Source organism: Microbacterium bovistercoris (assembly GCF_003387575.1).
GTDB lineage: Bacteria > Actinomycetota > Actinomycetes > Actinomycetales > Microbacteriaceae > Microbacterium > Microbacterium bovistercoris.
Genome location: NZ_QUAB01000016.1, coordinates 18,480 through 42,532 on the forward strand (window position 1 = coordinate 18,480; position 24,053 = coordinate 42,532).

Below are 24,053 nucleotides of genomic sequence, written 5' to 3' on the forward strand. Positions count from 1 at the left end.
GATCGGTAGCATCGACGGATGACGCGAAACGGACGGCTCGGAGTCGGCATCATCGGCGCGGGACGCGTCGGACCGGTGATCGGCGCCGCGCTCGCCGGAGCCGGGCACGCGATCACCGGCATCACCTCCGGGTCCGACGACGATCGGGCTGCCGCCGTGCTGCCCGGCGCTCCCGTGCTCGATGCGACCGAGATCGTGCGGCGCAGCGAGCTGGTCGTGTTGGCCGTGCCGCACGACCAGCTGCCCGGTCTTGTCGCCGGGATCGCCGAGGTCGGCGGCTGGCAGATCGGCCAGCTCGTGCTGCACACCGACCCGGCCTACGGCATCGAGGTGCTCCGCCCCGCCGCCGAGCGCGGGGCGATCCCGCTGGCCGTGCATCCCGCGATCTCGTTCACGGGGACCACAGTCGACCTGCGGCAGCTGCAGGCGGCCTTCGCCGCGGTCACCGCGCCCGCGGCGGTGCTGCCCATCGCGCAGGCACTGGCCGTCGAGCTCGGATGCGAGCCGGTCGTCGTCGCCGAGGAGGATCGCGCCGCCTATGCGGAGGCCATCGCCACGGCATCCGAGTTCTCCCGGTCGATCATCGGGCAGTCCACCGCGCTGCTGCGCGGCATCGGCGTCGAGAACCCGGGCGGCTACCTCTCCGCCCTCGTTCAGTCCACCGTCGAGCGCGCGCTGCGTGAGGCATCCGATCCGCTCTGACCCTCGACCGGCCGAGCCGCCTCCCGTTCCGGTCTCATTCGTTGCGGTTTGCGTCGGGGCGCACCCGCATCCGTTGAGACCGGAGCGGGGTTGGGGCGACTTGCGCTCCCGTTCCGGTCTCATTCGTTGCGGGTTGTGGCCGGGCGCACCCGCAACTGGTGAGACCGGAGCGGGGTGGGAGAGCCGGAGCTGAGCGGGAGTTCGCCGGAGGCGGGACCGACGGGCGCAGCGGAACGCGATGCGAGCGTAAGGAACCACCGGAGCGGCCCCCGCCGGACGCACAGGGGCGCGCCGGTAGACTGGACGGCGACTTTCGAGGAGCCCGCACATGACCGACGCGCCCGCCGCAGCGCCCACCGCCGACACCACCGAGGCGGATGACACCTTCGAGCAGCGTGAGGTGCGCCTCGCCAAGCGCGAGAAGCTGATCGCCGAGCGTGCGGATGCCGCGGGCGGGGCGTTCCCGGTGTCCGTTCCGGTGACCCACACGATCCCGCAGCTGCGCGCCGAATACGGCGACCTCGATGCGGGCGCCGAGACCGGCGTCGTCGTCGGCGTGGCCGGCCGCATCGTGTTCAGCCGCAACACCGGCAAGCTCTGCTTCGCCACGCTGCAGGCCGGCGACGGCAGCCGCATCCAGGCGATGGTCTCGCTGGCCAACGTCGGGGAGGAATCCCTCGCCGCATGGAAGGAGCTCGTCGACCTCGGCGACCACGTCTTCGTGCACGGCGAGGTGATCTCCAGCCGCCGCGGCGAGCTGTCGATCATGGCCGACGACTGGACCATCGCCTCGAAGGCGATCCTGCCGCTGCCGAACGTGTACGGCGAGCTCAGCGAGGAGGGCCGCGTCCGCAGCCGCTTCCTCGACCTGATCGTGCGCGACCAGGCTCGCACCACTGTGCGCGCCCGCGCCGCCGTGAACGCCAGCCTGCGCGCCACGTTCACCGGCCACGGCTTCCTCGAGGTGGAGACCCCGATGCTGCAGGTGCAGCACGGCGGGGCATCCGCCCGTCCGTTCATCACCCACTCGAACGCGTTCGACACCGAGCTGTACCTGCGCATCGCGCCGGAGCTCTACCTGAAGCGCGCCGTCGTCGGCGGCATCGACCGGGTGTACGAGATCAACCGCAATTTCCGCAACGAGGGGGCCGACTCCACGCACAGCCCCGAGTTCGCGATGCTCGAGGCCTACCAGGCGTACAGCGACTACAACGGCATCGCCGACCTCACCCAGGAGCTCGTGCAGAACGCGGCGATCGCCGTCTCCGGCTCCACCACGGTGACCTGGGCCGATGGCACGGAGTACGACCTGGGCGGCCAGTGGGACCGCATCTCGATGTACGGCTCGCTCTCCGAGGCGGCCGGCCGCGAGTTCACCCCTCAGGATGCGCTCGCAGACCTCGTCGCATTCGCCGAGGCGAACGGCGTCGACGTGCCGCCGCACGCCACGCACGGCAAGCTGATCGAAGAGCTCTGGGAGCACTTCGTCAAGCCGGGGCTCGAGCGGCCGACCTTCGTGATGGACTTCCCGGTGGACACCTCTCCGCTGGTGCGCGACCACCGGTCCATCGAGGGCGTCGTCGAGAAGTGGGACCTGTACGTGCGCGGCTTCGAGCTGGCCACCGGTTACTCCGAGCTGGTCGACCCCGTCATCCAGCGGGAGCGCTTCATCGAGCAGGCGAAGCTCGCCGCCGGCGGCGACCTCGAGGCGATGCGCGTGGACGAGGAGTTCCTGCGCGCGCTCGAGCACGGCATGCCGCCGACGGGCGGAATGGGGATGGGCATCGACCGTCTGCTGATGGCCGTCACCGGCCTCGGCATCCGTGAGACCATCCTCTTCCCGCTGGTCAAGTAACCCGGCGCTTCGACGGGCTCAGCGACCCACCTGAGTCGCCAGGCGCTCACCGCGTTCCATCAGCCACGTCGGCAGGAGGGCGCTCTCGAGCACCCGCAGCAGCAGGCCGGTCAGGCCGTGCTCGGGGTCGATCTGCTGGGACATCCGCAGGTACGCGTCGGCGTGCGTCGACCTGCCCAGCGCCCAGGAGAGCCAGCCGGCGGATGCCAGGACGTCGGGCCTCAGATCGCGCGGCGCGCAGGCGACAGCGTAGCGCGCGACCTCGAGTGCCCGGCGCAGCCGGGCCGGATCGGGGTCGCCGGCGCGGCCGAGGAAGATGTCCCCGACGTCGGCGGGAGTCGGATCGCCGCGACGGGCGTGCCCCAGCTGTGCGTCGAAGGCGCGCATGCCCGTCGCGTGGTCGCTCGCCCACTGCACCAGCACGGCGTCGCGCAGGGCCGGGCGGTGCAGGCACCACAGCAGCGCGGCGCAGGCGAACGGCGGCGGGTCGTCGTCGCCCTCCAACAGCATCTCGGCGAACGCCGGGATGTCGTCCAGCATGACGGCAGCGCCGATCGCCTGCGGATTCTCCTCGGAGCCGAGTTGTGCGCCCCCGCAGCGCAGGCGCTCCAGGACGGCGTCCAGATCGCGCAGCGCCATGCCGACCCGCTGCCGTGCGGCCAGGTCGGCCGGCGGCAGCTCGGTGCCGGTGCGCTGGTCGGCGGAGACATCGACGCCGGGCAGGTCCGGCACCCGCGGGATCTCGCCGAGCGGATGCAGCACGGGCTCCTGTTCGAGGTAGTCGCTCCACCCCGACGGCAGCACGCAGAGCCCCTCGATGATGTGGAAGCCCACGTCGTGAGCGCTGCCCAGCAGGTGGTCGATGAGCAGCGCGTGCGGCAGCACGAGGCCGTCGCGTGTGTGAATGGCGTCCTCATCGGAGTACACGACGACGGCGATCGCGTCGCAGCCGCGCACCTGGGCGAGCAGGTCGAGCACTTCGTCGACGTAGTCGCAGACGGCGTCATCGCCCGGCGGCAGGTCCATCCGCAGCACACCGGGCGCCCGCGTGCCGTGGAACGGCAGCAGCACTAGGCTGCGCACCGGAGTGAAGCCCGCGAGAGCGGGGACGAGGCTGAGCAGTTCTGCGGCATCCGATGCCCTGATGATCGTGTCCATCCCCCGAGCGTGCTCGCAGGCAGGCACCCCCTCTCCGCGTGAGAAGCCTGTCTGTGCAGAGTCCGGAGCGGACGCCCCGGGTGGGGAGTACCGGTGGAACCCGCGTACCATGGAGGGGTGGACAGCTATTGGAGTGCAGTGATCTGGTCGATCCTTCCGACCATCGTCGTGTGCGCCGTGTTCTACTTCATCCTGCGCGGCATCCTGCGCTTCGACCGCACCGAGCGCAAGGTGCACTCCGAGATCGAGGCGGAGGAGCGCGCCCGCCGCGGGCTTCCCCCTCGCGCATCCTGACGCACGCTCGCCTGCTGCCCGGGCGCGCGTACATCCGCGGAATGACGCGGAACGTCGCTGCCAGCCGTTACGCTGATCCGAGTGTCGTCGGCAGCTGACGGAGGCGGGGGAGTGATCAACACCAGCAACTGGCCGTGGTGGATCGTCGCCGTCATAGCCGTGATCGATCTCGGAATCCGCATCACCGCGATCATCGTGATCCCGCGCAACCGTCGCCCCACCTCGGCGATGGCCTGGCTGCTGGCGATCTTCTTCCTGCCAGAGATCGGCATCATCCTCTTCCTGCTGATCGGCAATCCGCGGCTGCCCCGAGCACGCCGCCGCAAACAGGCCCAGATCAACGCGTACATCGCCGAGACGGCGAGCAACCTGCGCTTCGGCACCCTGCGGCCGAACGCACCGGAGTGGTTCCCGCCGCTGGTCACGATGAACCAGCGCCTCGGCGCGCTGCCGCTCGCCGGCGACAACGGCGCCCACCTGATCTCCGACTATCAGGAGTCGCTCGATGCGATGGCCGATGCCATCCGTCAGGCCACCGAGTACGTGCACGTCGAGTTCTACATCCTCCAGGCGGATGCCGCCACGGACAACTTCTTCCGCGCCCTCGAAGAGGTCGCGGCCCGCGGCATCCCGGTGCGGGTGCTGCTGGACTTCTGGGCCAACCGCGGCAAGCCGAAGTACAAGCAGACCAGGAAGCGGCTCGACGCGATGGGCGCGGACTGGCACGAGATGCTGCCGGTGCAGCCGCTTCAGGGCCGCTGGCAGCGTCCCGACCTGCGCAACCACCGAAAACTGCTGGTCGTCGACGGCGAAGTCGCCTTCCTCGGATCGCAGAACATCACCGACTCCTCTTACAACCTGCGCAAGAACATCAAACGCGGCCTGCACTGGGTCGACCTGATGGTCAGGGTCGACGGCCCGATCGTCGGGAGCGTGAACGCCGTCTTCCTCAGCGACTACTACGCCGAGACCGACCGGGTGCCGGAGGGCATCGACATCACCCGCGTCGAGACCGGCAGCGGCGACCTGGACTGCCAGATCGTGCCCTCCGGGCCCGGATACGAGGCGGAGAACAATCTGCAGCTGTTCCTCGGACTGCTCTACGGCGCCAAGCGCAAGATCATGATGGTCAGCCCCTACTTCGTGCCGGACGAGGCACTGCTGCTGGCGGTGTCCACCGCCTGCGACCGCGGCGTGCAGGTCGAGCTGTTCGTCTCGGAGGAGGGCGACCAGGCGATGGTCTACCACGCCCAGCGCAGCTACTACGAGGCGCTGCTGAAGGCGGGCGTGCGCATCTGGATGTACCGCAAGCCGTTCATCCTGCACACGAAGACCCTGACGATCGACGACGACGTCGCGGTGATCGGCTCGAGCAACATGGACATGCGATCGTTCGGCCTGAACCTCGAGATCTCGATGCTCGTGCGCGGCGAGGAGTTCGTCGCCGAGGTGCGCGAGGTCGAGGACGAGTACCGCCGGTTGAGTCGCGAGCTGACCCTCGAGGAGTGGGAGCAGCAGCCGCTGCGCTCCACGGTGCTCGACAACCTCGCGCGACTCACCTCCGCGCTGCAGTAGTGACCGAATCGGTACCTGCGGATGCCGGGACGCAGGTACCGTGAAGGCATGAACCGCATGCGCATCCTCCTGTCCGCCGCCGCGCTCGCCGCAGCGACCGTACTCGCGGCCGGGCTGTCCGGGTGCGCGCAATCGCCCTCGACGCCGGCATCCGACGCCCCCGCGCCCACGAGCACCTCGGGCTCGGCGCCGGATATCGATGACGTCGAGGTCGCGTGGCTCGACGACGGACGCTCGTTCGCCGTGGTCACCTGGGGTTCGTCCAGCTGCGTGCCGCAGACCGAGTCGATCTCGGCCGCAGGTCAGGAGATCACGGTGACTCTCGTCGACCCCGATGAGGGGGTGTGCACTTCCGATCTCGCGCCGCGTGCATCCCTCGCCGTCATCCCCGAAGGGGTCGATGTCACGAAGGACATCGACGTGACGGTCGTGAACGGCGACTTCACCGGCGACACCGAGCTCGACGCGCTGCCGGCTGCGCCCGAGGGGCCGACCGACATGCAGCCCTCGGCCGGCTGGTTCGACGATGACGGCATCGTGCTCCTCACCTGGGGTTCGTCCACCTGCCCGCCGGTGGTCTCGGGTGTGGAGGAGACCGATGGCGGTGCCACGGTGACCTTCGCGGACGACGACCGGGTCTGCACGATGGACATGGGACCGCGCGTCACGGTGATCGGCGTGCAGGAGCCCGCCGATGACGACGCGCCGTTCACGCTGACACTCGAGGGCGGCGGCCTCAGCGGCACCGTCGAGGTGATGGACTGAGTCAGAACCTGCTGATGTCGTGCCCCTCCGGGAGCACGAGCAGCAGGCCGCCCTTGTCGATCCGGCACCGGATCCGCACCGCCTCGCCGAACTCGTCGCCGTCGAGCTCGATCGATGTGGGTTCGGTCATGGCCGCCTCGGCCGCCGTCCCGCGCAGGTAGCGGATCGAGGTGTCCTTGCCGCGCAGTTCGAGCACTCGGCGGCCGGCACGCGTGCGCCGCAGCACGGAGTTGTCCCACCAGATGTGCCGCCACACGCCCAGCCATCCGAACGGGCCGGTGGGCTGGATCACGGCGACGTCGAGCACGCCGTCGTCGATCGACGCATCCGGCACCAGCGCGATCCCGGCGGGCAGCGCGCCGCAGTTGGCGAACAGCACGCTCTGCACCTTGACCGAGTGCAGCCGGCGGTCATCGATCTGATAGACGGTGCGGAACGGCTTCGCCCCGGGCAGCGAGCGGGCGGCACCGTCGACGTAGGCCACCCATCCGACCTGCTTCTTGAGGTTCGAGTTCGTGTTCGCGATCATCGCGGCATCCAGGCCCATGCCGGCCAGGACGACGAACGCGTGCTCCGCGGTCGAGCCGTCTTCGCGGGTCAGATGCGCCCAGCCGATGTCGACCGGATGGGTCATGCCGGCGAAGACGGCGTCGATCATCCTCTCGGGATCCGTCAGCGGCAGGTCGAGATTGCGGGCGAACAGGTTCCCGGTGCCGCTGGGCACGATCGCGAGCGGGACGTCGGTGCCGGCGATCGCCTCGGAGACGGCGCGCACGGTGCCGTCGCCGCCGGCCACCAGCACCGCTGCCGCACCTTCATCGATCGCCGTGCGAGTGGCCTCCTGACCGGCATCCTCGACCGTCGTCTCGTAGAACTTCGGCGCGGCCCAGCCGTGCTTCTTCGAGCCGGCCTTGAGCGCGGTGCGCAGTCGCTTCTCATCGACCTTGATCGGGTTGAACACGAGCGCGGCGTGCTGCCTCTTCCGATCCTGCGTGCTCATGACGTCACTCTAATGGGTCGCCCAGGCGCCCTGATGAGCGCCGGTAGACTTGGCGGATGATCGACCTCGCTCTGCTCCGTGACGAACCGGAGACCGTCCGACGCTCTCAGATCGCGCGCGGGAACGCGCCCGAAACCGTCGACGCCGCCATCGAGGCCGACCGATCGCGCCGGGCCGCGATCACCGCGTTCGAAGAGCTGCGCGCCGAGCAGAACGCGTTCGGCAAGCAGGTGGCCAAGGCTTCCAAGGACGAGAAGGCCGCGCTGGTCGCGCAGGCCAAGGAGCTCGCCGAGCGCGTGAAGCAGGCGCAGCAGGCGGCGAACGAGGCCGCGGATGCCGCATCCGCGGCGCTCGACCGCATCGAGAACGTCATCATCGACGGCGTGCCCGCCGGCGGCGAGGAGGACTTCGTCGAACTGCGCCGGGTCGGCGACGTCCCGACCTTCGATTTCGAGCCCCGCGACCACCTCGAGATCGGCGAGCTGCTCGACGCGATCGACATGGAGCGCGGCGCGAAGGTGTCGGGAGCGCGGTTCTACTTCCTCAAGGGGGTCGGCGCTCGTCTCGAGATCGCGCTGATGAACATGGCGCTCGACAAGGCGCTGCAGAACGGCTTCACGCCGATGATCGTGCCGACCCTGGTGCGGCCCGAGATCATGCAGGGCACCGGATTCCTCGGCGAGCACGCCGACGAGGTATACCGCCTCGAGGCGCAGGACATGTACCTCGTCGGAACCAGCGAGGTGCCGCTCGCGGGCTACCACAAGGACGAGATCGTCGACCTGTCCAAGGGCGCCCTTCGCTACGCCGGCTGGTCCACCTGCTACCGCAGCGAGGCCGGGTCGTACGGCAAGGACACCCGCGGCATCATCCGCGTGCACCAGTTCAACAAGCTCGAGATGTTCGTCTACACCGACCCGGCGGACGCCGAGGCCGAGCACCTGCGCCTCGTGGCGCTGCAGGAGGAGATGCTCACGGCACTCGGCCTCTCCTACCGGGTGATCGACGTCGCCGCCGGCGACCTCGGTTCCAGCGCCGCGCGCAAGTACGACATCGAGGCCTGGGTGCCCACGCAGGGCGCCTTCCGCGAACTCACCTCGACCTCGAACTGCACCACGTACCAGGCCCGCCGGCTCGACGTGCGGCACCGTGCCGAAGACGGCGGGAAGACCCAGCCGGTCGCCACGCTCAACGGCACGCTGGCCACGACCCGCTGGATCGTCGCGCTGCTCGAGACGCACCAGCAGGCGGACGGCTCGGTGCGGGTGCCCGAGGCGCTGCGCCCCTACCTGGGCGGCCTCGAGGTGCTCGAGCCGGTGCAGGCATGACGGCTGCGTCGTTCACCGGATCCGACACCTGGCTCGTCGCGCTCGACGTCGACGGCACGATCCTGCTCGAGGACGAGACGATGAGTCCGGGCGTGCCCGCGGCCATCGGCCGGCTGCGCGACGCAGGGCACATCGTCACGCTCGCGACCGGGCGCAGCTGGGGCGGCACCCGTCCGCACCTGGAGTCGCTCGGGCTCGAGCCGGAGTACGTGGTGTGCTCGAACGGCGCCGTGACGATGCGTCGCGTCGGCGACGACTGGGAGCGCTGGCACGTCGAGACCTTCGACCCCTCGCAGGTGCTCGGGCTGCTCGGCGAGCGGCTTCCTGATGCCCGGTACATGGTCGAGACCGGAACCGGCGAGCGGCTCTTCACCGAGCACATCGAGGACTGGATGCTCGCGAACGGCCGCCAGGTCGCCTTCGGCGAGTTGTCCGCTCAACCGGTCTCGCGCGTGGTCGTGGTGGCTCCCGGTCAGGATGAGGACTACTTCCACCAGCTGGTCGCCGAGGTGGGCCTGAACGAGGTCACCTACGCGATCGGCTGGACGGCGTGGCTCGACATCGCCCCGCAGGGCGTCGACAAGGGCACGGCGCTGGCGCGCGTGCGCGAGCGGCTCGGGCACGCATCCCACCGGGTGCTGGTGGCCGGCGACGGCCGCAACGATCTGGGCATGTTTGGCTGGTCTCTCGCCGGCGGCGGCCGCGCGGTCGCCATGGGGCAGGCCCCGGATGTCGTGAAGGAGACCGCGGGCGAGGTCACGGCGACCGTCGAGGAGGGCGGGCTCGCCCTCGCCCTCGATTCGCTCCTCGTCGCCGCGCGCTGACCGTCGGCGTACGGATCGCGCGCATGGCTGTCGCCCAGTAGTTGCTCAGGAGGGCGCGGGAGAATGATCCTCGGCGCATCCGGAGATCTGCGGAAACCGGATAGACTCGACGCCTGATCGTCCGGCTCCGGCCGGGATCGGGAGGGTTGTCCGAGCGGCCGATGGAGCTGGTCTTGAAAACCAGTGAGCAGAGATGTTCCGCGGGTTCGAATCCCGCACCCTCCGCAGCAGATCCGAAAGGCACCGATTGAGCGAGTCGACCACGCCGCGGCGTCCCCTCGCCCGTCATGGCCAGCAGGCGAGCCCGACGTTCGCCGGTCAGCTGATGAAGATCGTCGGCATCTTCGCCGCCGTCGTGCTGGTCAGCGGACTGGCCGTGGTCGGGTACATCGGCATCGGGCTGACCTCCACGGTGCAGGCGAACGCCGTCGAACTCGAGGGGCAGAAGGCTGTGCCGCCGGACATCGGCGCCTACGAAGGCGGGTTCAACCTGCTGCTCGCCGGCGTCGACACCTGCGAGCCGAAGTACGCGCACCTGTTCGGCAAGCGCTGTACCGGAGGTGACAGCGAGGGCACGCTCAACGACGTGAACCTGCTCGTGCACGTCTCGGCGGAACCCCGGCGCGTCACCGCGGTCAGCTTCCCCCGCGACATGATGGTCCCGATCCCCTCCTGCGAGGACGAGAACGGGCAGGTCAGCTCGGCGATGAGCAAGCAGCCGCTGAACTCGGCCTGGGAGTACGGCGGGCTGAGCTGCGTCGCCAAGACGCTCTCCGAGCTCACCGGCGAGGACATCCAGTTCGCGGCATCCGTGACCTTCGGTGGCGTGATCGAGATCACGAACGCCATCGGCGGCGTGGACGTGTGCCTGGCGACGCCGATCAAGGACAAGTACACCGGTCTGGACATGGCGGCAGGCAACCACACCGTCGTCGGCTTGCAGGCCCTGCAGTTCCTGCGCACCCGGCACGGCGTCGGTGACGGCTCCGACCTCGGCCGCATCGGCAACCAGCAGCAGTACATGTCGAGCCTGGCGCGCAAGATGATGAGCAGCGAGACGCTGGGCAACATCCCCGTCATGCTGAAGCTCGCCGACACGGCCGTGCACAATCTCACGACCAGCACGACGCTCGCCGACCCGATGAAGCTGGTGCAGATCGGACTGGCGCTCAAGGACGTGCCGCTCAACGACATCGTGTTCGTGCAGTACCCGACCGCGGAGGACCCGGACGACGCGAACAAGGTCGTGCCGGACTACGACTCCGCCGAGCAGATGTGGGCAGCGATCTCCGCGAACAAGCAGCTCGAGATCACCCACAAGAACACCAAGAACGACGGCGTCGTCGTCGAGGACGCCCCGGAGGCGACCACCCCTCCCGCGACGACGGAGCCCGGCGCGACGCCCGCTCCCGACCAGGTCGCTCAGCTGCCGTCGACGGTCAAGGGCAACTCGGCCGCGCAGCAGACCTGCTCGAACGGCAACGTCCGGCGCTGATCCGCGGCGCTCCCGGCATCGAGCGATCGCCCGGGTAGGGTGAGGCTACCCTCCGACCCCGCGAGGGCGGCAGGGGGTGCACCTGGTGGGACTGAGGAGACGGCGACCGATCCTGCGGCACGGGCCGCAGCGCACGCCGAGGGCGTTCGGGCAGCTGATGTCGCTGCTCGGCATCGCTCTGGCCGTCGTGCTGGTGAGCACGACGGGCGTCGTCGCCTTCGTCGCCGCGCAGCTGGTGAACACCGCCGCTGAGAACACCGTGACGCTCGACGACCCCGTCGAGCTGCCTCCCGACATCGGCGCGTACGAGGGCGGCTTCAACATCCTGCTGACGGGCATCGACAAGTGCGAGAAGGACATCGCGCAGTTGTTCGGAGACCGCTGCGACGACAAGAAGCAGTCCGGGAAGCTCAACGACGTGAATCTGCTCGTGCACGTGTCGAACGACCCGCGCCGGGTGACCGTCGTCAGCTTCCCCCGCGACATGATGGTCGGCCAGCCCGAGTGCACCGACGAGAACGGCACCGTGCACGCCGAGACCAGCAGGGCGGCGATGAACGAGGCCTACGGCCGCGGCGGCCTGAACTGCGTCGCCAAGACGGTCTCCGAGCTCAGCGGACAGCAGGTCACGTTCGCGGCATCCGTGACCTTCGGCGGCGTGATCGAAGTGACCAACGCGATCGGCGGTGTCGAGGTGTGCCTCGCCAAGCCGATCGACGACCCCAAGACCGGGCTGAAGCTCACGGCAGGCACGCACTCGCTGAAGGGGCTTCCCGCGCTGAACTTCCTGCGAACCAGGCACGGCCTGGTCGGCGGCAGCGACCTCAGCCGCATCGGCAATCAGCAGCAGTACATGTCGAGTCTGGTGCGCAAGATGACCAGCGGTGAGGTACTCGGCAACGTCGGAACGGTACTGCGGCTGGCCGGCATCGGCGTGAAGCGCTCCGAGCTCAGCGACAAGCTGGATCCGATGCGGATCGCCCAGATCGGCCTCGCTCTCAAGGACGTGCCGCCTGCGGACTACGTGTTCCTGCAGTACCCGGTCTTCGACGACCCCAGCAACAAGAGCAAGGTCGTGCCCGACGAGACCTCGGCCGAGCAGATGTGGGCTGCGATCGCGGAGAACCGCCCGCTGCAGGTCACGCACGAACGCGGTTCGCAGGAGGGCGTGGTGGATGCCCCGGGGCAGACCGCCGCGCCGACCGCATCCGCATCGCCGACCCCGGGCGGTGCGCCCGTCGCGCTCCCGCCGAACGTCAGCGGGCAGAACGCGGATGCCAGGACCTGCTCGAACGGGAACGGACGCTAGACCCGGCCCAGGTAGCCCGGGATCTCCGCACGGTCGACGCCGAGCGCATCGACGGCGGCGACGTACTCGCGCGTGAGCTCCAGCATCCGCTGGTGGCGCTGCGGCGAGTCCAGTCGCGGGGCGACCACGGTGCCGCCTCGCCCCCGCGTCTCGACGAACCCCTCGGCCTCGAGCTCGCGGTAGCTGCGCGCGACCGTGTTGGCGGCGAGGCCCAGCGACGTCGCCAGGGTGCGGACCGGGGGCAGTTTCGTGCCGGGACGCAGCCCGCCGCTTGCGATCCGTTCACGCAGACCGTCGCGGAGCTGCTCGAACGGCGGAATCGCCGATCCGGGGTCGATGGCGATGTCGATTTCTGGCATGGGGGCCTCCTGCGCAGAACGTATCAGGCCGGGGACCCGCTGCCTGTCGTTCAGCGCGGTTCGTAGCGACGCGGGCTGTGCGTGCGGGAGACGAGATCTCGCAGACCCTCCAGCGTCACGGGAGCGGCGTCGGCCGCCCGCGCCTGCACGAGCACGTTGCCCAGCGCGGTCGCCTCGACCGGACCGGCGAGCACCGGAAGGCCGGAGCTGTCGGCAGTGGCCTGGCAGAGCAGCTCGTTCAGCGAGCCGCCGCCGACCAGCTGGATCGCATCCACACGGCGACCGGTGAGCTGCGCGGCCGTCGCGACGGCGTCGGCGAACGCCGCAGCGATCGACTCGACGATGGTGCGCACCAGCGCCGGCCGATCCTGCGGCACCGGGTGCCCGGACTCGTGCAGCACCGCGGCGATGCGCTCCGGCATCCCGCCCGGTGCCGCCAAGCTCGGGTCGTTCGCGTCGAACAGGGGGAGTGCGTCGTCGACGGATGCCGCCTGCGCGAGCAGGGCGGGCAGATCGATCGGCGTGCCGTCCTGCGCCTCCCAGGCCCGCACGCTCTCGCTGAGCAGCCAGAGACCGGTGACGTTGTGCAGGAAGCGGATGCGGCGGTCGACGCCGAGCTCGTTGGTGAAGTTCGCTGCGCGGGCGGCATCGGTCACGACGGGCGCGTCCAGCTCCAGCCCGACGAGTCCCCACGTGCCGCACGAGATGTACGCCGACTCCCGGGAGGGCAGAGGCGCCGCGGCGACCGCGGAGGCGGTGTCGTGCGAGCCGACCGCGACGACGGGCAGGTCCGCGCCGAGCCGCGCGGCGACCTCAGGCGTCAGACGCCCGATCACCGCTCCCGCTTCGACGAGCGGCGGCAGGATGCGTGGATCCACACCGATCTTCTCGGCGAGGTCGCGATCCCACTCCGCGGTGTGCACCGCGAGCAGTCCGGTCGTCGACGCGTTCGTGCGCTCGGCGACCCGAGCGCCCGTGAGCAGGAAGGCGAGCAGGTCCGGGATCAGCAGCGCAGTGTCGGCATCCGGCATCCGCTCATCGACGGCGAACTGGTACATCGTGTTGAACGGGAGGAACTGCAGGCCGTTGCGGGAGTACAGCTCCTCGAACGGGACGAGCGCGTGTACCTTCTCGACGCCGCGCGCCGTACGCGCGTCGCGGTAGTGGAACGGCTCGGCCAGCAGCATCCCGTCGCGTAGCAGACCGTAGTCGACCGCCCACGAGTCGATGCCGATGCTCTCGATGGCTGGCTCGCGCCGCACGGCCTCGGCGAGGCCGTCGAGGATGTGCTCGCACAGTGCACCGAAGTCCCAGTGCAGGCCGTCCTCGCGCTGCACCGGGCCGTTCGGGAATCGGGCGACCTGCTCGAGCTCGAGCAGGTCGGGGCCGACGCGGCCGATCATCACCCGGCCGCTCGTCGCGCCGAGGTCGACGGCGGCGAACGCGCGGATCATGGGTGGCGTCCTTCGTCTCGTCGCTGCGCTCCTCGCTCAGGATCCGGGTGCGTCGAGTCTCCGGGGCCTGAGCGCCCTTCGTCTCGCTTCGCTCGCTCAGGAGCCGGACGCGGGGAGGGGTGCGTCCTCCCTGCAGGAGCCGGGAAGGCGCCGCTCATCGCAGGAAGGCGGCCGCGACGCCGGAGTCGACGGGGATGTGCAGCCCGGTCGTGCGCGAGAGCTCGGGGCCGGTGAGCACGTACACCGCGTCGGCGACGTTCTCAGGCACGACCTCGCGCTTGAGGATGGTGCGGTTGGCGTAGAACTGACCGAGGTCCTCCTCGGCGACGCCGTAGGTGGCTGCGCGGTTGGCGCCCCAGCCGCTGGCGAAGATGCCGGAGCCGCGGACCACGCCGTCGGGGTTGATGCCGTTCACGCGCACGCCGTGCTCGCCGAGCTCGACCGCCAGCAGCCGCACCTGGTGTGCCTGGTCGGCCTTGGTCGCCGAGTAGGCGATGTTGTTCGGGCCGGCGAAGACGGAGTTCTTCGAGGAGATGTAGATGATGTCGCCGCCGAGCTTCTGGTCGATGAGCACCTTCGCGGCGGCTTTCGAGACGAGGAACGAGCCCTTCGCCATCACGTCGTGCTGCAGGTCCCAGTCCTTCTCGGTGGTCTCCAGCAGCGGCTTGGACAGCGAGAGACCGGCGTTGTTGACGATCAGGTCGACGCCGCCGAAGGCGAGCACGGCCTCGTCGAGGGCTGCCTGCACGGCATCCGCGTCGGCGACGTTCGCGGCGACGCCGATCGCGACATCCGCGTTCCCGAGCTCGGATGCCGCGGCCCGCGCCTTCTCGAGATCGAGATCGGCGACGACGACGCACGCGCCCTCGGCGGCGAGGCGGGCGGCGATGGCCTTGCCGATGCCGGAGGCGGCGCCGGTGACGAAGGCGACCCGACCCTGGTGCGTCTTCGGCTTCGGCATCCGCTGCAGTTTGGCCTCTTCCAGTGCCCAGTACTCGATGCGGAACTTCTCGGCGTCGGAGATCGGGGCATAGGTCGAGAGCGCTTCGGCGCCGCGCATGACGCCTATCGCGTTCACGTAGAACTCGCCGGCGACGCGTGCAGTCTGCTTGTTCGCGCCGTAGGAGAACATGCCCACGCCCGGGACGAGCACGATCAGCGGGTCGGCGCCGCGGATCGCGGGAGAGTCCGCGGTCGCGTGCGCGTCGTAATAGGCCTGGTAGTCGGCGCGGTACTCGGCGTGCAGCTCGTGCAGGCGCGCGATCTGCTCCTCGGCGGACGCCGTGGCGGGCAGATCCAGGATGAGGGGCTTCACCTTCGTGCGCAGGAAGTGGTCCGGGCAGCTCGTACCGAGAGCGGCCAGCGCCGGCGCCTTCTCGGATGCCAGGAAGTCGAGCACGACGCCTGCGTCGGTGAAATGCCCGAGCATCGGCTTGTCGGTCGAGGCGATGCCGCGGATCGTCGGAGCCAGGGCAGCCGCGCGGGCCCGGCGCTCGGCTTCGGGCAGCGCCTCGTATCCGTCGCGCACGCCGCCGAAGGGATGCGCCTTGCCGTGCGCGGCGATGTAGGCGGCGGCGGTGTCGATGATCCACAGCGAGTTCGCCTCGGCCTCGTCGCTCGTGTCGCCCCAGGCGGTGATGCCGTGACCGCCGAGGATGCAGCCGATCGCCTGCGGGTTCTTCTTCTTGATCTCCGCGATGTCGAGTCCGAGCTGGAAGCCCGGGCGGCGCCACGGCACCCACACGACCTTGTCGCCGAAGATCTGCCCGGTGAGCGCCTCGCCGTCGGCGGCGGTGGCGATCGCGATGCCGCTGTCGGGGTGCAGGTGGTCGACGTGCGCGGCATCCACCAGGCCATGCATGGCGGTGTCGATCGAGGGCGCCGCACCGCCCTTGCCATGCAGGCAGTAGTCGAACGCGGCGACCATCTCGTCCTCACGGTCCACGCCGGGGTAGACGTCGACGAGCGCACGCATGCGGTCCAGGCGCAGTACGGCCAGCCCGGCTTCCGTCAGCGTGCCCAGGTCGCTGCCGGAGCCCTTCACCCACAGCAGCTCCACCGGCTGCCCGGTGACCGGGTCGGTCTCGGTGCCCTTCGCCGACGTGTTACCGCCGGCGTAGTTCGTGTTCTTCGGGTCGGCGCCGAGGCGGTTCGAGCGCGCGATCAGGGCGGCGGCGGTGGGGTTGGTCATGACAGCTCCGTCGATCAGCGTATGAATCGTTTCAAGAATAGGTCGATCGGATGCCGGAACGCAAGGCCTTCGCTGTCGCGTCTACACGTCTCCGGGGGCCGCGGTCGATTCCCGCCACTGGATCGTGAGCAGATCGGCGGGGCGGGGCGGTGCCTCCGTGCCGCGCACGGCGGCGATCAGTCGTCGCATGGAGTAGGCGCCGAGGCGTTCGCGGTCCTGCCGCACGCTGGTGAGCGACGGTGAGAGGAAGGCGCTCTGCGGGTGGTCGTCCCACCCGGTGATGCTCATGTCGTCGGGCAGGCTCCAGCCTCGGCGGAGGGCGGCACGGATGGCCCCGGTGGCGATCACGTCGTTCGCTGCGATCACGGCAAGCGGTCGGGCGTCGTCCGGGAGCGCGGCCACGGCGGCCTCGCCGTCCTCGCCGCTCCAGTCGCCGTCGACGACGCCGAGTGAGGTCGCTCCGAGCTGTTCGACGGCGGTGAGATACGCCGCCCGCCGGGCGCGTGCGGACGGGAAGCTGTCGGGGCCGGCGAGGTGCAGGAACCGTCGGTGCCCCAGCCCGACCAGACGCTCGATCAGCTGGGCGACGGGCTGCGCGTCGGTGAATTCGCCGGCGGCGTGCATCTCCTCGTCGAACTCGCCGGCCGCGAGGACCACCGGCCCGTCGGGGGAGGGCTCTGATGACGGCAGCGGGGAGAATGCGAGCACGCCTTCGTACTGTCCCGAGTCCCGCACCTCGGCGACGCGCTCCTCGCGGGCGGCCGGATCCTGCGGGAGGCTCACGACTTCGACGACGTACCCGGCCTCCTCTGCCGCGGCCGCGGCACCCGGGATCAGGGTGAGCGGGATGACGCTGGCGATCGGGACGACGATCGCCAGTCGCCCCGTGCGGCGGGTGCGCATCGCCCGCGCGGCGAGGTTCGGGCGGTAGCCGAGCTCGGATGCCGCGCGCAGCACCTTCTCGCGCGTGGCATCCGAGATGCCGGCGCGGCCGGTGAATACGAATGAGACGGTCGACTGCGAGACGCCCGCCGCCCGGGCGACGTCATGGCTCGTGGGGCGATCGCCCATCGGCATCCTCCTCTTGACGAACTCGGAACCTGTCGGCCATGCTATCCATACGATTTAGTAATACGTAGTAGTTCACTCGGTCAATCAATGATGGATGAGGAGATCATGCTCAGGATCGGGATCATCGGCACAGGCGGGATCGCGGATGCCCACATCGGCGGGTACCTCGCGTTCGGCGAGCAGTGCCAGATCGTGGCGCTCGCCGACGTGCTGCCGGGCAGGGCCACACAGAAGGCCGAGGCCTTCGGACTCGACGCCGCCGCCTACGACGACCCGGCGGCCATGATCGCCGATGCGGACCTCGACGTGGTGAGCATCTGCACCCCGCCATCCACGCACGCGGCGCTCGCGATCGCCGCGCTGGATGCCGGCATCCATGTGCTCGTGGAGAAGCCGATGGCGCCCTCGCTGGAGGAGTGCGACGCGATGCTCGCCGCGCAGGAGCGCTCCGGGCGCCTGCTGTCGGTCGTCGCGCAGAACCGGTTCCGCGACGATCTCGCGACCCTCAAGCACGTGGTGGGCTCCGGCATCCTCGGATCGATCTCGCACGTGCGGGTGGACTCCGCGTGGTGGCGCGGACTGCCGTACTACGACCTGTGGTGGCGCGGCACGTGGGAGAAGGAGGGCGGCGGCTGCACGCTGAACCACGCCATCCACCACATCGACCTGCTGCTCTGGCTGCTGGGGCGGCCCGCCGAGGTCACCGCGATGCTCGCGAACACCCAGCACGACAACGCCGAGGTCGAGGACCTTTCGGTGGCCGTGCTGCGCTATGACACCGGCCTCGCGCAGCTGACCAGCTCGGTGGTGCACCACGGCGAGCAGCAGGAGATCGTGATCCAGGGCGCGAACGCCCGCATCTCGCAGCCGTGGTCGGTCGCAGCCGAGCGGTCCAGACCCGACGGGTTCCCCGAACCCGATGGCGATGCTCGCCTCGTCGACCGGATCGAGACGCTGGTGGCGGAGCGCGAGCCGCTCACGCACCACGGCCACGCGGGGCAGATCGGCGACCTGCTCGCCGCGATCCGCGAGGGCCGGGACCCGATCTCCACCGGCCAGGACGGCCGCAACGCGGTCGAGGTGGTCACCGCGATCTACAAGGCCGGCTTCGAGCACGAGTTCGTCGCACTGCCCCTGCCGGCATCCGACCCGTACTACCGTGCCGGTCAGCTCGTCGCGCACGCACCGCACTTCCACGAGAAGCAGCGCTCGTTGATCGAGGCCGCATCATGAGCTTCCCGGGCGGGACCTCGGTGTCGCACCTCGACGTGTACTCCGATGCGGCGGGCGATGGGATCTGCGGCGGCAGCCCGCACCTGCACCTGGTGTCGACCGAGGCGTACCTCGTCGTCTCGGGCGAGGGGGAGCTGCAGAGCATCGACGGCGAGGGATACCGCGAGACGCCACTCACAGCCGGGTCAGTGGTGTGGTTCACGCCGGGCACGATCCACCGCGCGGTGAACAACGGCGGACTGCGCGTGGTCGTGCTGATGAGCAACGCCGGGCTGCCCGAGGCGGGCGACGCCGTGATGACGTTTCCCGCGGAGGTGGTGGCGGATGCTGCGGCCTACGCCGAAGCGGCATCGCTGGGCGCCCCGCAGGAGCAGGCCGGGCGCGCCGCCCGGCGCCGCGACCTCGCGGTCGCTGGGTTCGAGGTGCTGCGGGATGCCGCGCTCGCCGGCGATCCGGCACCGCTGGCGGCCTTCCATGCTGCCGCCGGTGCGCTCGTGCGGGAGCGTGCCGCCGCCTGGCCCGGCCTGGTGGCGGCTGGACCGCTCGCCCAGGCCCAGGAGTCGCTGGCCCTGGCATCCGCCGTGGCCGCAGGCGATGTCGGGCATCTCGCGACGGCCCGCGTGCACGAGGCCGCCGCATCGACAGGCGAGCGACGCTTCGGCATGTGCGGACGGTTGCGCACCTACGACGTCACAGCTGTTCCCACTGATCAGGAGTCCTCACGATGACCTTCACCTTCGACCCCCTTCCCACTCCTGTCGTGGATCCCGGCGAGTTCGTCTTCGCCGCCGTCGGTCTCGACCATGGGCACATCTTCGGCATGGTCGAGGGGCTGATCGGGGCCGGCGGCACGCTGTCGCTCGTGCACGACTCCGATCCCGAGCGGGCGGCCGCCTTCGCTGCGCGGTACCCGGGTGCGCGGGTCGCGGCCTCTGAGCAGGAGGTGCTCGAAGATCGCGACGTCCGTCTCGTCGCGAGTGCCGCGATCGCCGGCGACCGTGCGCCGCTCGGTGTGCGGGTGCTCGATGCGGGCAAGGACTTCTTCAGCGACAAGCCCGCCATCACGAGCTCCGCGCAGCTCGCCGCCGCGCGCGCGGCCGTGGAGCGCACCGGCGGGATCTTCGCGGTCTACTACGGCGAGCGACTTCAGTCGGAGGCCGCGCTGCTGGCCGGCCAGCTCATCGACCAGGGCGCGATCGGGCGAGTGCTGCAGGTCGCCTCGTTCGGACCGCATCGGGTCGGCACCGGACGGCCGGACTGGTTCTTCGAGCCGGACCGCTACGGCGGCATCCTCTGCGACATCGGCAGCCACAACTTCGAGCAGATGCTGCAGTTCACGGGCGCGACCGGCGGTGAGATCGTCAGCGCGACCGTCGCCAACTACGCGCACCCGGAGACACCTGGACTGCAGGACTTCGGCGATGCGCACGTCGTGCTCGACAACGGAACCACGGGATACGTGCGGGTGGACTGGTTCACCCCAGACGGGCTCGGTATGTGGGGCGATGGGCGCACGCTCATCCTCGGTGCTGACGGCTACATCGAGCTGCGCAAGTACATCGACATCACCACCGATAACGGGGGCGACCAGGTGCTGCTCGTCAACCAGGACGGCCAGTACCGCTTCGATGCGGCAGGAAAGACCGGATTCCCGTACTTCGGCCGGCTGATCAGGGACTGCCTCGACCGCACCGAGACCGCGATGACGCAGGAGCACGCGTTCATGGCCGCGGAGCTGAGCATCCGGGCGCAGGAGCAGGCGCGGGTGCTGGCGGGGATGGCCACGGCCGTCGGGCCGGTTCGCTGAGCGCAGGAGCTTCGCTGAGCGCAGGAACTTCACCGAGATAGACCGGAGCGGCGCCTCCTTCTGCTCCGGTCTCAATTGTGGCGGGTGTTTCGTCGGCCGCACCCGCAACGAGTGAGACCGGAGCGGATGACGGCATCCTCGGTTCTTGCGGTGACGGGGCGGTACCGTTCACGGCCTGCAGCCGCAGCGCATCCGTCCTCGCCGTTCAGGCCACGAGGGCCGCGATGCGGGTGGCGAAGCGGTCGATCGTGCGCGCGGCGGCATCCTCTTCGGGCCGGTTCAGGTGGCCGTGCCGGGTGCCGGGCTCGGTGAACAGCTGCACGCCGCGGCCGGCGTCCTTCAGCGTCGCGGCGAACTGCTCGCCCGACGGTCGCAGCCCGTCGACCTCGCTGTTGACGATGATGGTCGGCGGGAAGTCCGCGAGCTCGGATGCCGTGGCGAGGCCGGGAACCGCCGGCAGCGGCGCGTTCTCGACGGGGCCGCCGAGGTAGTTCTCGTACATGTTGAGGATCACGTCCGGCGGGAATCCGCCGCGATCCGCGTCGGCGTCGAGCACCACGCGCGTCTCTGCGGACGGCTCGCCCTGGATCGCGTGCAGCGTCGGGTAGGCGAGCACCGCGAGCGCGACGCCGTCGTCGGTGCCGGCGAGGCGCAGTGCCGCGCCGGCAGCGAGATTCGCGCCCGCGCTCGCGCCGCCGACGGCGATCGCGTCGGAGCGGATGCCGAGATCGCCGGCGTGCGCGCGCATCCAGCGGATGGCGCTGACCATGTCGTCGGAGCCGGCCGGGTAGATGTGGCCGGGCTCTTCCTTCACGCCGGGGTGGAAGTCCTCCGGTTTCGGCGCGAGCCGGTAGTCGACAGAGACGACCGTCGTGCCCCGGGCGGCGAGCTGCTGGGCGACCCAGTCGCCTTCGGGCATGTCGATGTCACCGAACAGGAAACCTCCGCCGTGCGCCCAGACGAGTCCGGTGCCGTTCGGATCCGTGGCCGGGTACACGCGCACGAGCCCGTCGGCGGCGAGGTAGGGCGCGGTGGATTCCGCAGTCAGGTCGCTCATGCTCCCCATCCTGCCTGAACTCCGCCGACGCGGTCGGCGGCGATGCGCTGCTGGTAGCCGGATGCGGCGTACGCGGCCATCGGGTCGGAGGGCAGCCCGCGCGACTCGCGCCACGCGGCCAGGGCGGGACGGACATCGGTGTAGAACGCGTCCATGAACACGGCGTTGGCGGTGAGCACGTCGTTCGCCGTCTGCGCGGCGGCGAGCGCGTCGCGGTCGACGAGCAGGGCGCGGGCGGTCATCTCCTGCACGTTCAGCACCGAGCGGATCTGCCCGGGGATCTTGTCCTCGATGTTGTGGCACTGGTCGAGCATGAACGCCACGTCGGGGTTGTTCAGACCGCCGCCGCGCACCACCTCGAACAGGATGCGGAACAGCTGGAACGGGTCGGCCGCGCCGACGATCAGGTCGTCGTCGGCGTAGAAGCGCGAATTGAAGTCGAACGAGCCGAGCTTGCCCAGACGCAGCAGCTGCATCACGATGAACTCGATGTTGGTGCCGGGGGCGTGGTGGCCGGTGTCCAGGCACACCATCGCCTTGTCGCCGAGGGAGGCCACCTGCGCGTAGCTCGTCCCCCAGTCGGGAACGTCGGTGTGATAGAAGGCCGGCTCGAAGAACTTGTACTCCAGCACCAGGCGCTGGTCGTCGCCGAGGCGCGCGTAGATCTGCTGCAGCGAGTCCTGCAGGCGGTCCTGGCGGGCGCGCATGTCGTTCTGCCCGGGGTAGTTCGAGCCCTCGGCGAGCCAGATCTTCAGATCTCGCGAGCCGGTCGCGTGCATGACGTCGATGCACGCGAAGTGGTGGTCGATCGCCTTCTGCCGGATCGCATCGTCCTCGTGCGTCAGCGCGCCGAACTTGTAGTCCTCGTCCTGGAAGGTGTTCGAGTTGATGGTGCCCAGCGCGACGTCGTGGTCCTCGGCGTGCTTCCGCAGGTCGTCGAAGTCGCACATGTCCCAGGGGATGTGCAGGGCGACCGTCGGCGCCAAGGCGGTGTACCTGTGCACCTGGGCGGCGTCCGCGATCTTCTCGAACGGGTCGCGCGGGGTGCCCGGCGTGCCGAACACGCGGAAGCGGGTGCCGGAGTTGCCGAAGGCCCAGGAGGGCAGTTCGATCGCCTGGCGCTCCAGCTCGGCGCGGATGTCGGGGGACAGCTCTGTCATCATCGCTCGATTCATGAATCGTTTCATAAAGTCTGATTCGAGGATAGGATGCCCCTGATGATCTCGTCAAGCTCCGGGGGTGCGCAGTGGTCAGCGTGAAAGACGTCGCGGCCGCGGCGCAGGTGTCGGTGGGCACCGTGTCGAACGTGCTCAACCGGCCCGATCGGGTCGCGGCCGGCACCGTGGAGCGCGTGCGGCGAGCCATCGACGAACTCGGCTTCGTGCGCAACGACGCCGCCCGCCAGCTGCGCGCCGGCCGCAGCCGCAGCCTCGGGCTCATCGTGCACGACCTGGCCAACCCGTTCTTCGCCGCGATCGCCCGCAGTGCCGAGGCGCGCGCCGCGCAGGAGGGGCTCTCCCTGCTGGTGGCAGGCAGCGACGGCGACGCCGAGCGCGAGGCGCGGTACCTCTCGCTGTTCGCGGAGCAGCGCGCATCGGGCGTCCTGGTGGCGCCGATCGGGGGAGAGGAGGCGATCATCGAGCACCTCGAGCACAGCGGGATCCCCGCCGTGCTCGTCGATCGCGACGCCGAGACCGACACGCTCTCGTCGGTCGCCGTCGACGACATCGAGGGTGGCCGGCTCGCCGTGGCGCACCTGATCGCCCAGGGACGAGGCCGAATCGCCTTCGCCGGCGGCCCGGATGCCGTGCATCAGGTGCGCGATCGTCATCTCGGCGCGCAGGCCGCGGTCGCGGCATCCGGCGCCACGCTCGAGCGACTGCCCAGCCCGACCCTGACCGTCGAGGACGGCCGCCGCATCGGCGAGGACCTGCTCGCGCGCCCCGCCGCCCAGCGACCCGACGGCGTGTTCGCGGCGAACGACCTGGTCGCCCTCGGACTCATCCAGTCGCTGGTGATGTCGGGCAGCGTGCGGATGCCGCAGGACGTGGCGCTCGTCGGCTACGACGACATCGACTTCGCGCCGGCGGCGGTCGTGCCGCTCACCTCGGTGCGCCAGCCCGCCGCCGACATCGGCGCCAGCGCGGTGGAACTGCTGCTCGGCGGCGAGCCGCGCCACGTGCGGTTCGTGCCCGAGCTCGTGCTGCGCGCGTCGGCCTGAGGAAGCCGTTGGGTCAGTCCGCCGCGGCGCGCTGATCGGCGAGGTTGAACACCTCCGTCAGCCGCACGGCGGCCTGATCCGGGCGGCCCTCCAGGCCGACGAAGAAACGCGCCATCTCGGCCTCCCACCGCGTGGCGACTGCGGATGCCGCGAGGTACGCCTGCGCGGCCTCGTCGTCGTCGGTCTCGTAATAGCCGACCAGGCGTCCGCCGTCGGCGAGGAACAGCGAGTAGTTCCGCCGGCCGGATGCCGCGATCTCGGCGAGCATCTCCGGCCGGACCGGGGAGTGCCGCTCCAGGTACTCGTCGAGCAGTTCGGGTCGGACCTGCAGTTCGAAGCAGACGCGGGTCATGGG

At 70.1% G+C, this 24,053-nt stretch carries 22 protein-coding genes and 1 tRNA gene; 14 read left to right on the forward strand and 9 right to left on the reverse strand.

Going from position 1 to position 24,053, the window contains the following annotated elements:
- Positions 1-18 precede the first annotated feature (18 nt).
- Positions 19-702, forward strand: a complete 684-nt coding sequence (locus tag DY023_RS03625) for a DUF2520 domain-containing protein (protein ID WP_116240986.1) — start codon at positions 19-21, stop codon at positions 700-702.
- Positions 703-1,030: 328 nt separating this feature from the next.
- The gene (gene lysS, locus DY023_RS03630; protein WP_116240987.1) at positions 1,031-2,557 is read left to right on the forward strand and encodes a lysine--tRNA ligase; all 1,527 of its coding nucleotides are present in this window, start codon (positions 1,031-1,033) and stop codon (positions 2,555-2,557) included.
- 18 nt (positions 2,558-2,575) lie between these two features.
- Here lysS and DY023_RS03635 read toward each other — a convergent pair whose 3' ends face one another.
- The gene (locus tag DY023_RS03635; RefSeq protein WP_116240988.1) at positions 2,576-3,715 is read right to left on the reverse strand and encodes a DUF4192 family protein; all 1,140 of its coding nucleotides are present in this window, start codon (positions 3,713-3,715) and stop codon (positions 2,576-2,578) included.
- A 117-nt stretch (positions 3,716-3,832) separates the two neighbouring features.
- On the opposite strand from DY023_RS03635, the gene DY023_RS17905 reads away from it, so the two are divergent.
- The 3 genes from DY023_RS17905 (at position 3,833) to DY023_RS03645 (ending at position 6,349) form a co-directional block, all read left to right on the forward strand.
- Positions 3,833-4,009, forward strand: coding sequence for a hypothetical protein (locus tag DY023_RS17905; RefSeq protein WP_181905711.1), 177 nt, complete (start codon positions 3,833-3,835; stop codon positions 4,007-4,009).
- Positions 4,010-4,123: 114 nt separating this feature from the next.
- The gene (gene cls / locus DY023_RS03640; RefSeq protein ID WP_116241020.1) at positions 4,124-5,584 is read left to right on the forward strand and encodes a cardiolipin synthase; all 1,461 of its coding nucleotides are present in this window, start codon (positions 4,124-4,126) and stop codon (positions 5,582-5,584) included.
- Positions 5,585-5,632: 48 nt separating this feature from the next.
- Positions 5,633-6,349, forward strand: coding sequence for a hypothetical protein (locus tag DY023_RS03645; RefSeq protein ID WP_116240989.1), 717 nt, complete (start codon positions 5,633-5,635; stop codon positions 6,347-6,349).
- A 1-nt stretch (position 6,350) separates the two neighbouring features.
- Here the strand turns inward: DY023_RS03645 and DY023_RS03650 are convergent, their stop codons facing one another.
- The gene (locus DY023_RS03650) at positions 6,351-7,349 is read right to left on the reverse strand and encodes a diacylglycerol/lipid kinase family protein (protein WP_116240990.1); all 999 of its coding nucleotides are present in this window, start codon (positions 7,347-7,349) and stop codon (positions 6,351-6,353) included.
- 56 nt (positions 7,350-7,405) lie between these two features.
- Here DY023_RS03650 and serS point away from each other — a divergent pair, with 56 nt between their 5' ends.
- The 5 genes from serS to DY023_RS03675 all read left to right on the forward strand — a co-directional run bounded on the left by serS (position 7,406) and on the right by DY023_RS03675 (position 12,305).
- A complete protein-coding gene (gene serS, locus DY023_RS03655; RefSeq protein WP_116240991.1) occupies positions 7,406-8,677 on the forward strand; it encodes a serine--tRNA ligase in 1,272 nt (423 codons plus the stop codon).
- Positions 8,674-9,501: an HAD family hydrolase gene (locus DY023_RS03660; protein WP_116240992.1), complete on the forward strand. Its 828-nt coding sequence runs from the start codon at positions 8,674-8,676 to the stop codon at positions 9,499-9,501. Before serS ends, DY023_RS03660 begins: the two co-directional genes overlap by 4 nt.
- A 140-nt stretch (positions 9,502-9,641) precedes the next feature.
- Positions 9,642-9,726 (forward strand) — tRNA-Ser (locus DY023_RS03665).
- A 22-nt stretch (positions 9,727-9,748) separates the two neighbouring features.
- Entirely contained in the window at positions 9,749-10,996 is a 1,248-nt protein-coding gene (locus tag DY023_RS03670; protein ID WP_116240993.1) for an LCP family protein, read from the forward strand.
- Between the two features lie 85 nt (positions 10,997-11,081).
- Positions 11,082-12,305: an LCP family protein gene (locus tag DY023_RS03675; protein WP_245958577.1), complete on the forward strand. Its 1,224-nt coding sequence runs from the start codon at positions 11,082-11,084 to the stop codon at positions 12,303-12,305.
- Here the strand turns inward: DY023_RS03675 and DY023_RS03680 are convergent.
- The 4 genes from DY023_RS03680 to DY023_RS03695 all read right to left on the reverse strand — a co-directional run bounded on the left by DY023_RS03680 (position 12,302) and on the right by DY023_RS03695 (position 17,380).
- Positions 12,302-12,664, reverse strand: a complete 363-nt coding sequence (locus DY023_RS03680) for a GntR family transcriptional regulator (protein WP_116240995.1) — start codon at positions 12,662-12,664, stop codon at positions 12,302-12,304. The genes DY023_RS03675 and DY023_RS03680 overlap by 4 nt on opposite strands.
- A gap of 50 nt (positions 12,665-12,714) precedes the next feature.
- Positions 12,715-14,118, reverse strand: a complete 1,404-nt coding sequence (locus DY023_RS03685; RefSeq protein WP_116240996.1) for a rhamnulokinase — start codon at positions 14,116-14,118, stop codon at positions 12,715-12,717.
- Between the two features lie 154 nt (positions 14,119-14,272).
- Positions 14,273-16,309, reverse strand: coding sequence for a bifunctional aldolase/short-chain dehydrogenase (locus tag DY023_RS03690; RefSeq protein ID WP_116240997.1), 2,037 nt, complete (start codon positions 16,307-16,309; stop codon positions 14,273-14,275).
- 81 nt (positions 16,310-16,390) lie between these two features.
- Positions 16,391-17,380, reverse strand: a complete 990-nt coding sequence (locus tag DY023_RS03695; RefSeq protein WP_220347224.1) for a LacI family DNA-binding transcriptional regulator — start codon at positions 17,378-17,380, stop codon at positions 16,391-16,393.
- A 105-nt stretch (positions 17,381-17,485) separates the two neighbouring features.
- On the opposite strand from DY023_RS03695, the gene DY023_RS03700 reads away from it, so the two are divergent.
- The 3 genes from DY023_RS03700 to DY023_RS03710 are packed head-to-tail and all read left to right on the forward strand — an operon-like array spanning position 17,486 to position 20,420.
- Positions 17,486-18,613 (forward strand): Gfo/Idh/MocA family protein, encoded by a 1,128-nt coding sequence (locus DY023_RS03700; protein WP_116241021.1) that lies wholly within the window; start codon positions 17,486-17,488, stop codon positions 18,611-18,613.
- Positions 18,610-19,341, forward strand: coding sequence for a cupin domain-containing protein (locus tag DY023_RS03705; RefSeq protein WP_181905712.1), 732 nt, complete (start codon positions 18,610-18,612; stop codon positions 19,339-19,341). The genes DY023_RS03700 and DY023_RS03705 overlap by 4 nt, the downstream gene beginning before the upstream one ends.
- A complete protein-coding gene (locus tag DY023_RS03710) occupies positions 19,338-20,420 on the forward strand; it encodes a Gfo/Idh/MocA family protein (protein ID WP_116240999.1) in 1,083 nt (360 codons plus the stop codon). Before DY023_RS03705 ends, DY023_RS03710 begins: the two co-directional genes overlap by 4 nt.
- Positions 20,421-20,625: 205 nt before the next feature.
- Here DY023_RS03710 and DY023_RS03715 read toward each other — a convergent pair whose 3' ends face one another.
- Complete coding sequence (locus DY023_RS03715) at positions 20,626-21,477, reverse strand: alpha/beta hydrolase (protein ID WP_116241000.1); 852 nt, start codon at positions 21,475-21,477, stop codon at positions 20,626-20,628.
- Positions 21,474-22,637 (reverse strand): L-rhamnose isomerase, encoded by a 1,164-nt coding sequence (gene rhaI, locus DY023_RS03720; RefSeq protein WP_116241023.1) that lies wholly within the window; start codon positions 22,635-22,637, stop codon positions 21,474-21,476. The genes DY023_RS03715 and rhaI overlap by 4 nt, the downstream gene beginning before the upstream one ends.
- Before the next feature lie 86 nt (positions 22,638-22,723).
- Here rhaI and DY023_RS03725 point away from each other — a divergent pair, with 86 nt between their 5' ends.
- Positions 22,724-23,698: a LacI family DNA-binding transcriptional regulator gene (locus DY023_RS03725; RefSeq protein WP_220347225.1), complete on the forward strand. Its 975-nt coding sequence runs from the start codon at positions 22,724-22,726 to the stop codon at positions 23,696-23,698.
- Positions 23,699-23,711: 13 nt separating this feature from the next.
- On the opposite strand, the gene DY023_RS03730 is transcribed toward DY023_RS03725, so the two are convergent.
- Positions 23,712-24,050, reverse strand: a complete 339-nt coding sequence (locus DY023_RS03730; protein ID WP_116241001.1) for an L-rhamnose mutarotase — start codon at positions 24,048-24,050, stop codon at positions 23,712-23,714.
- Between the last annotated feature and the right edge of the window lie 3 nt (positions 24,051-24,053).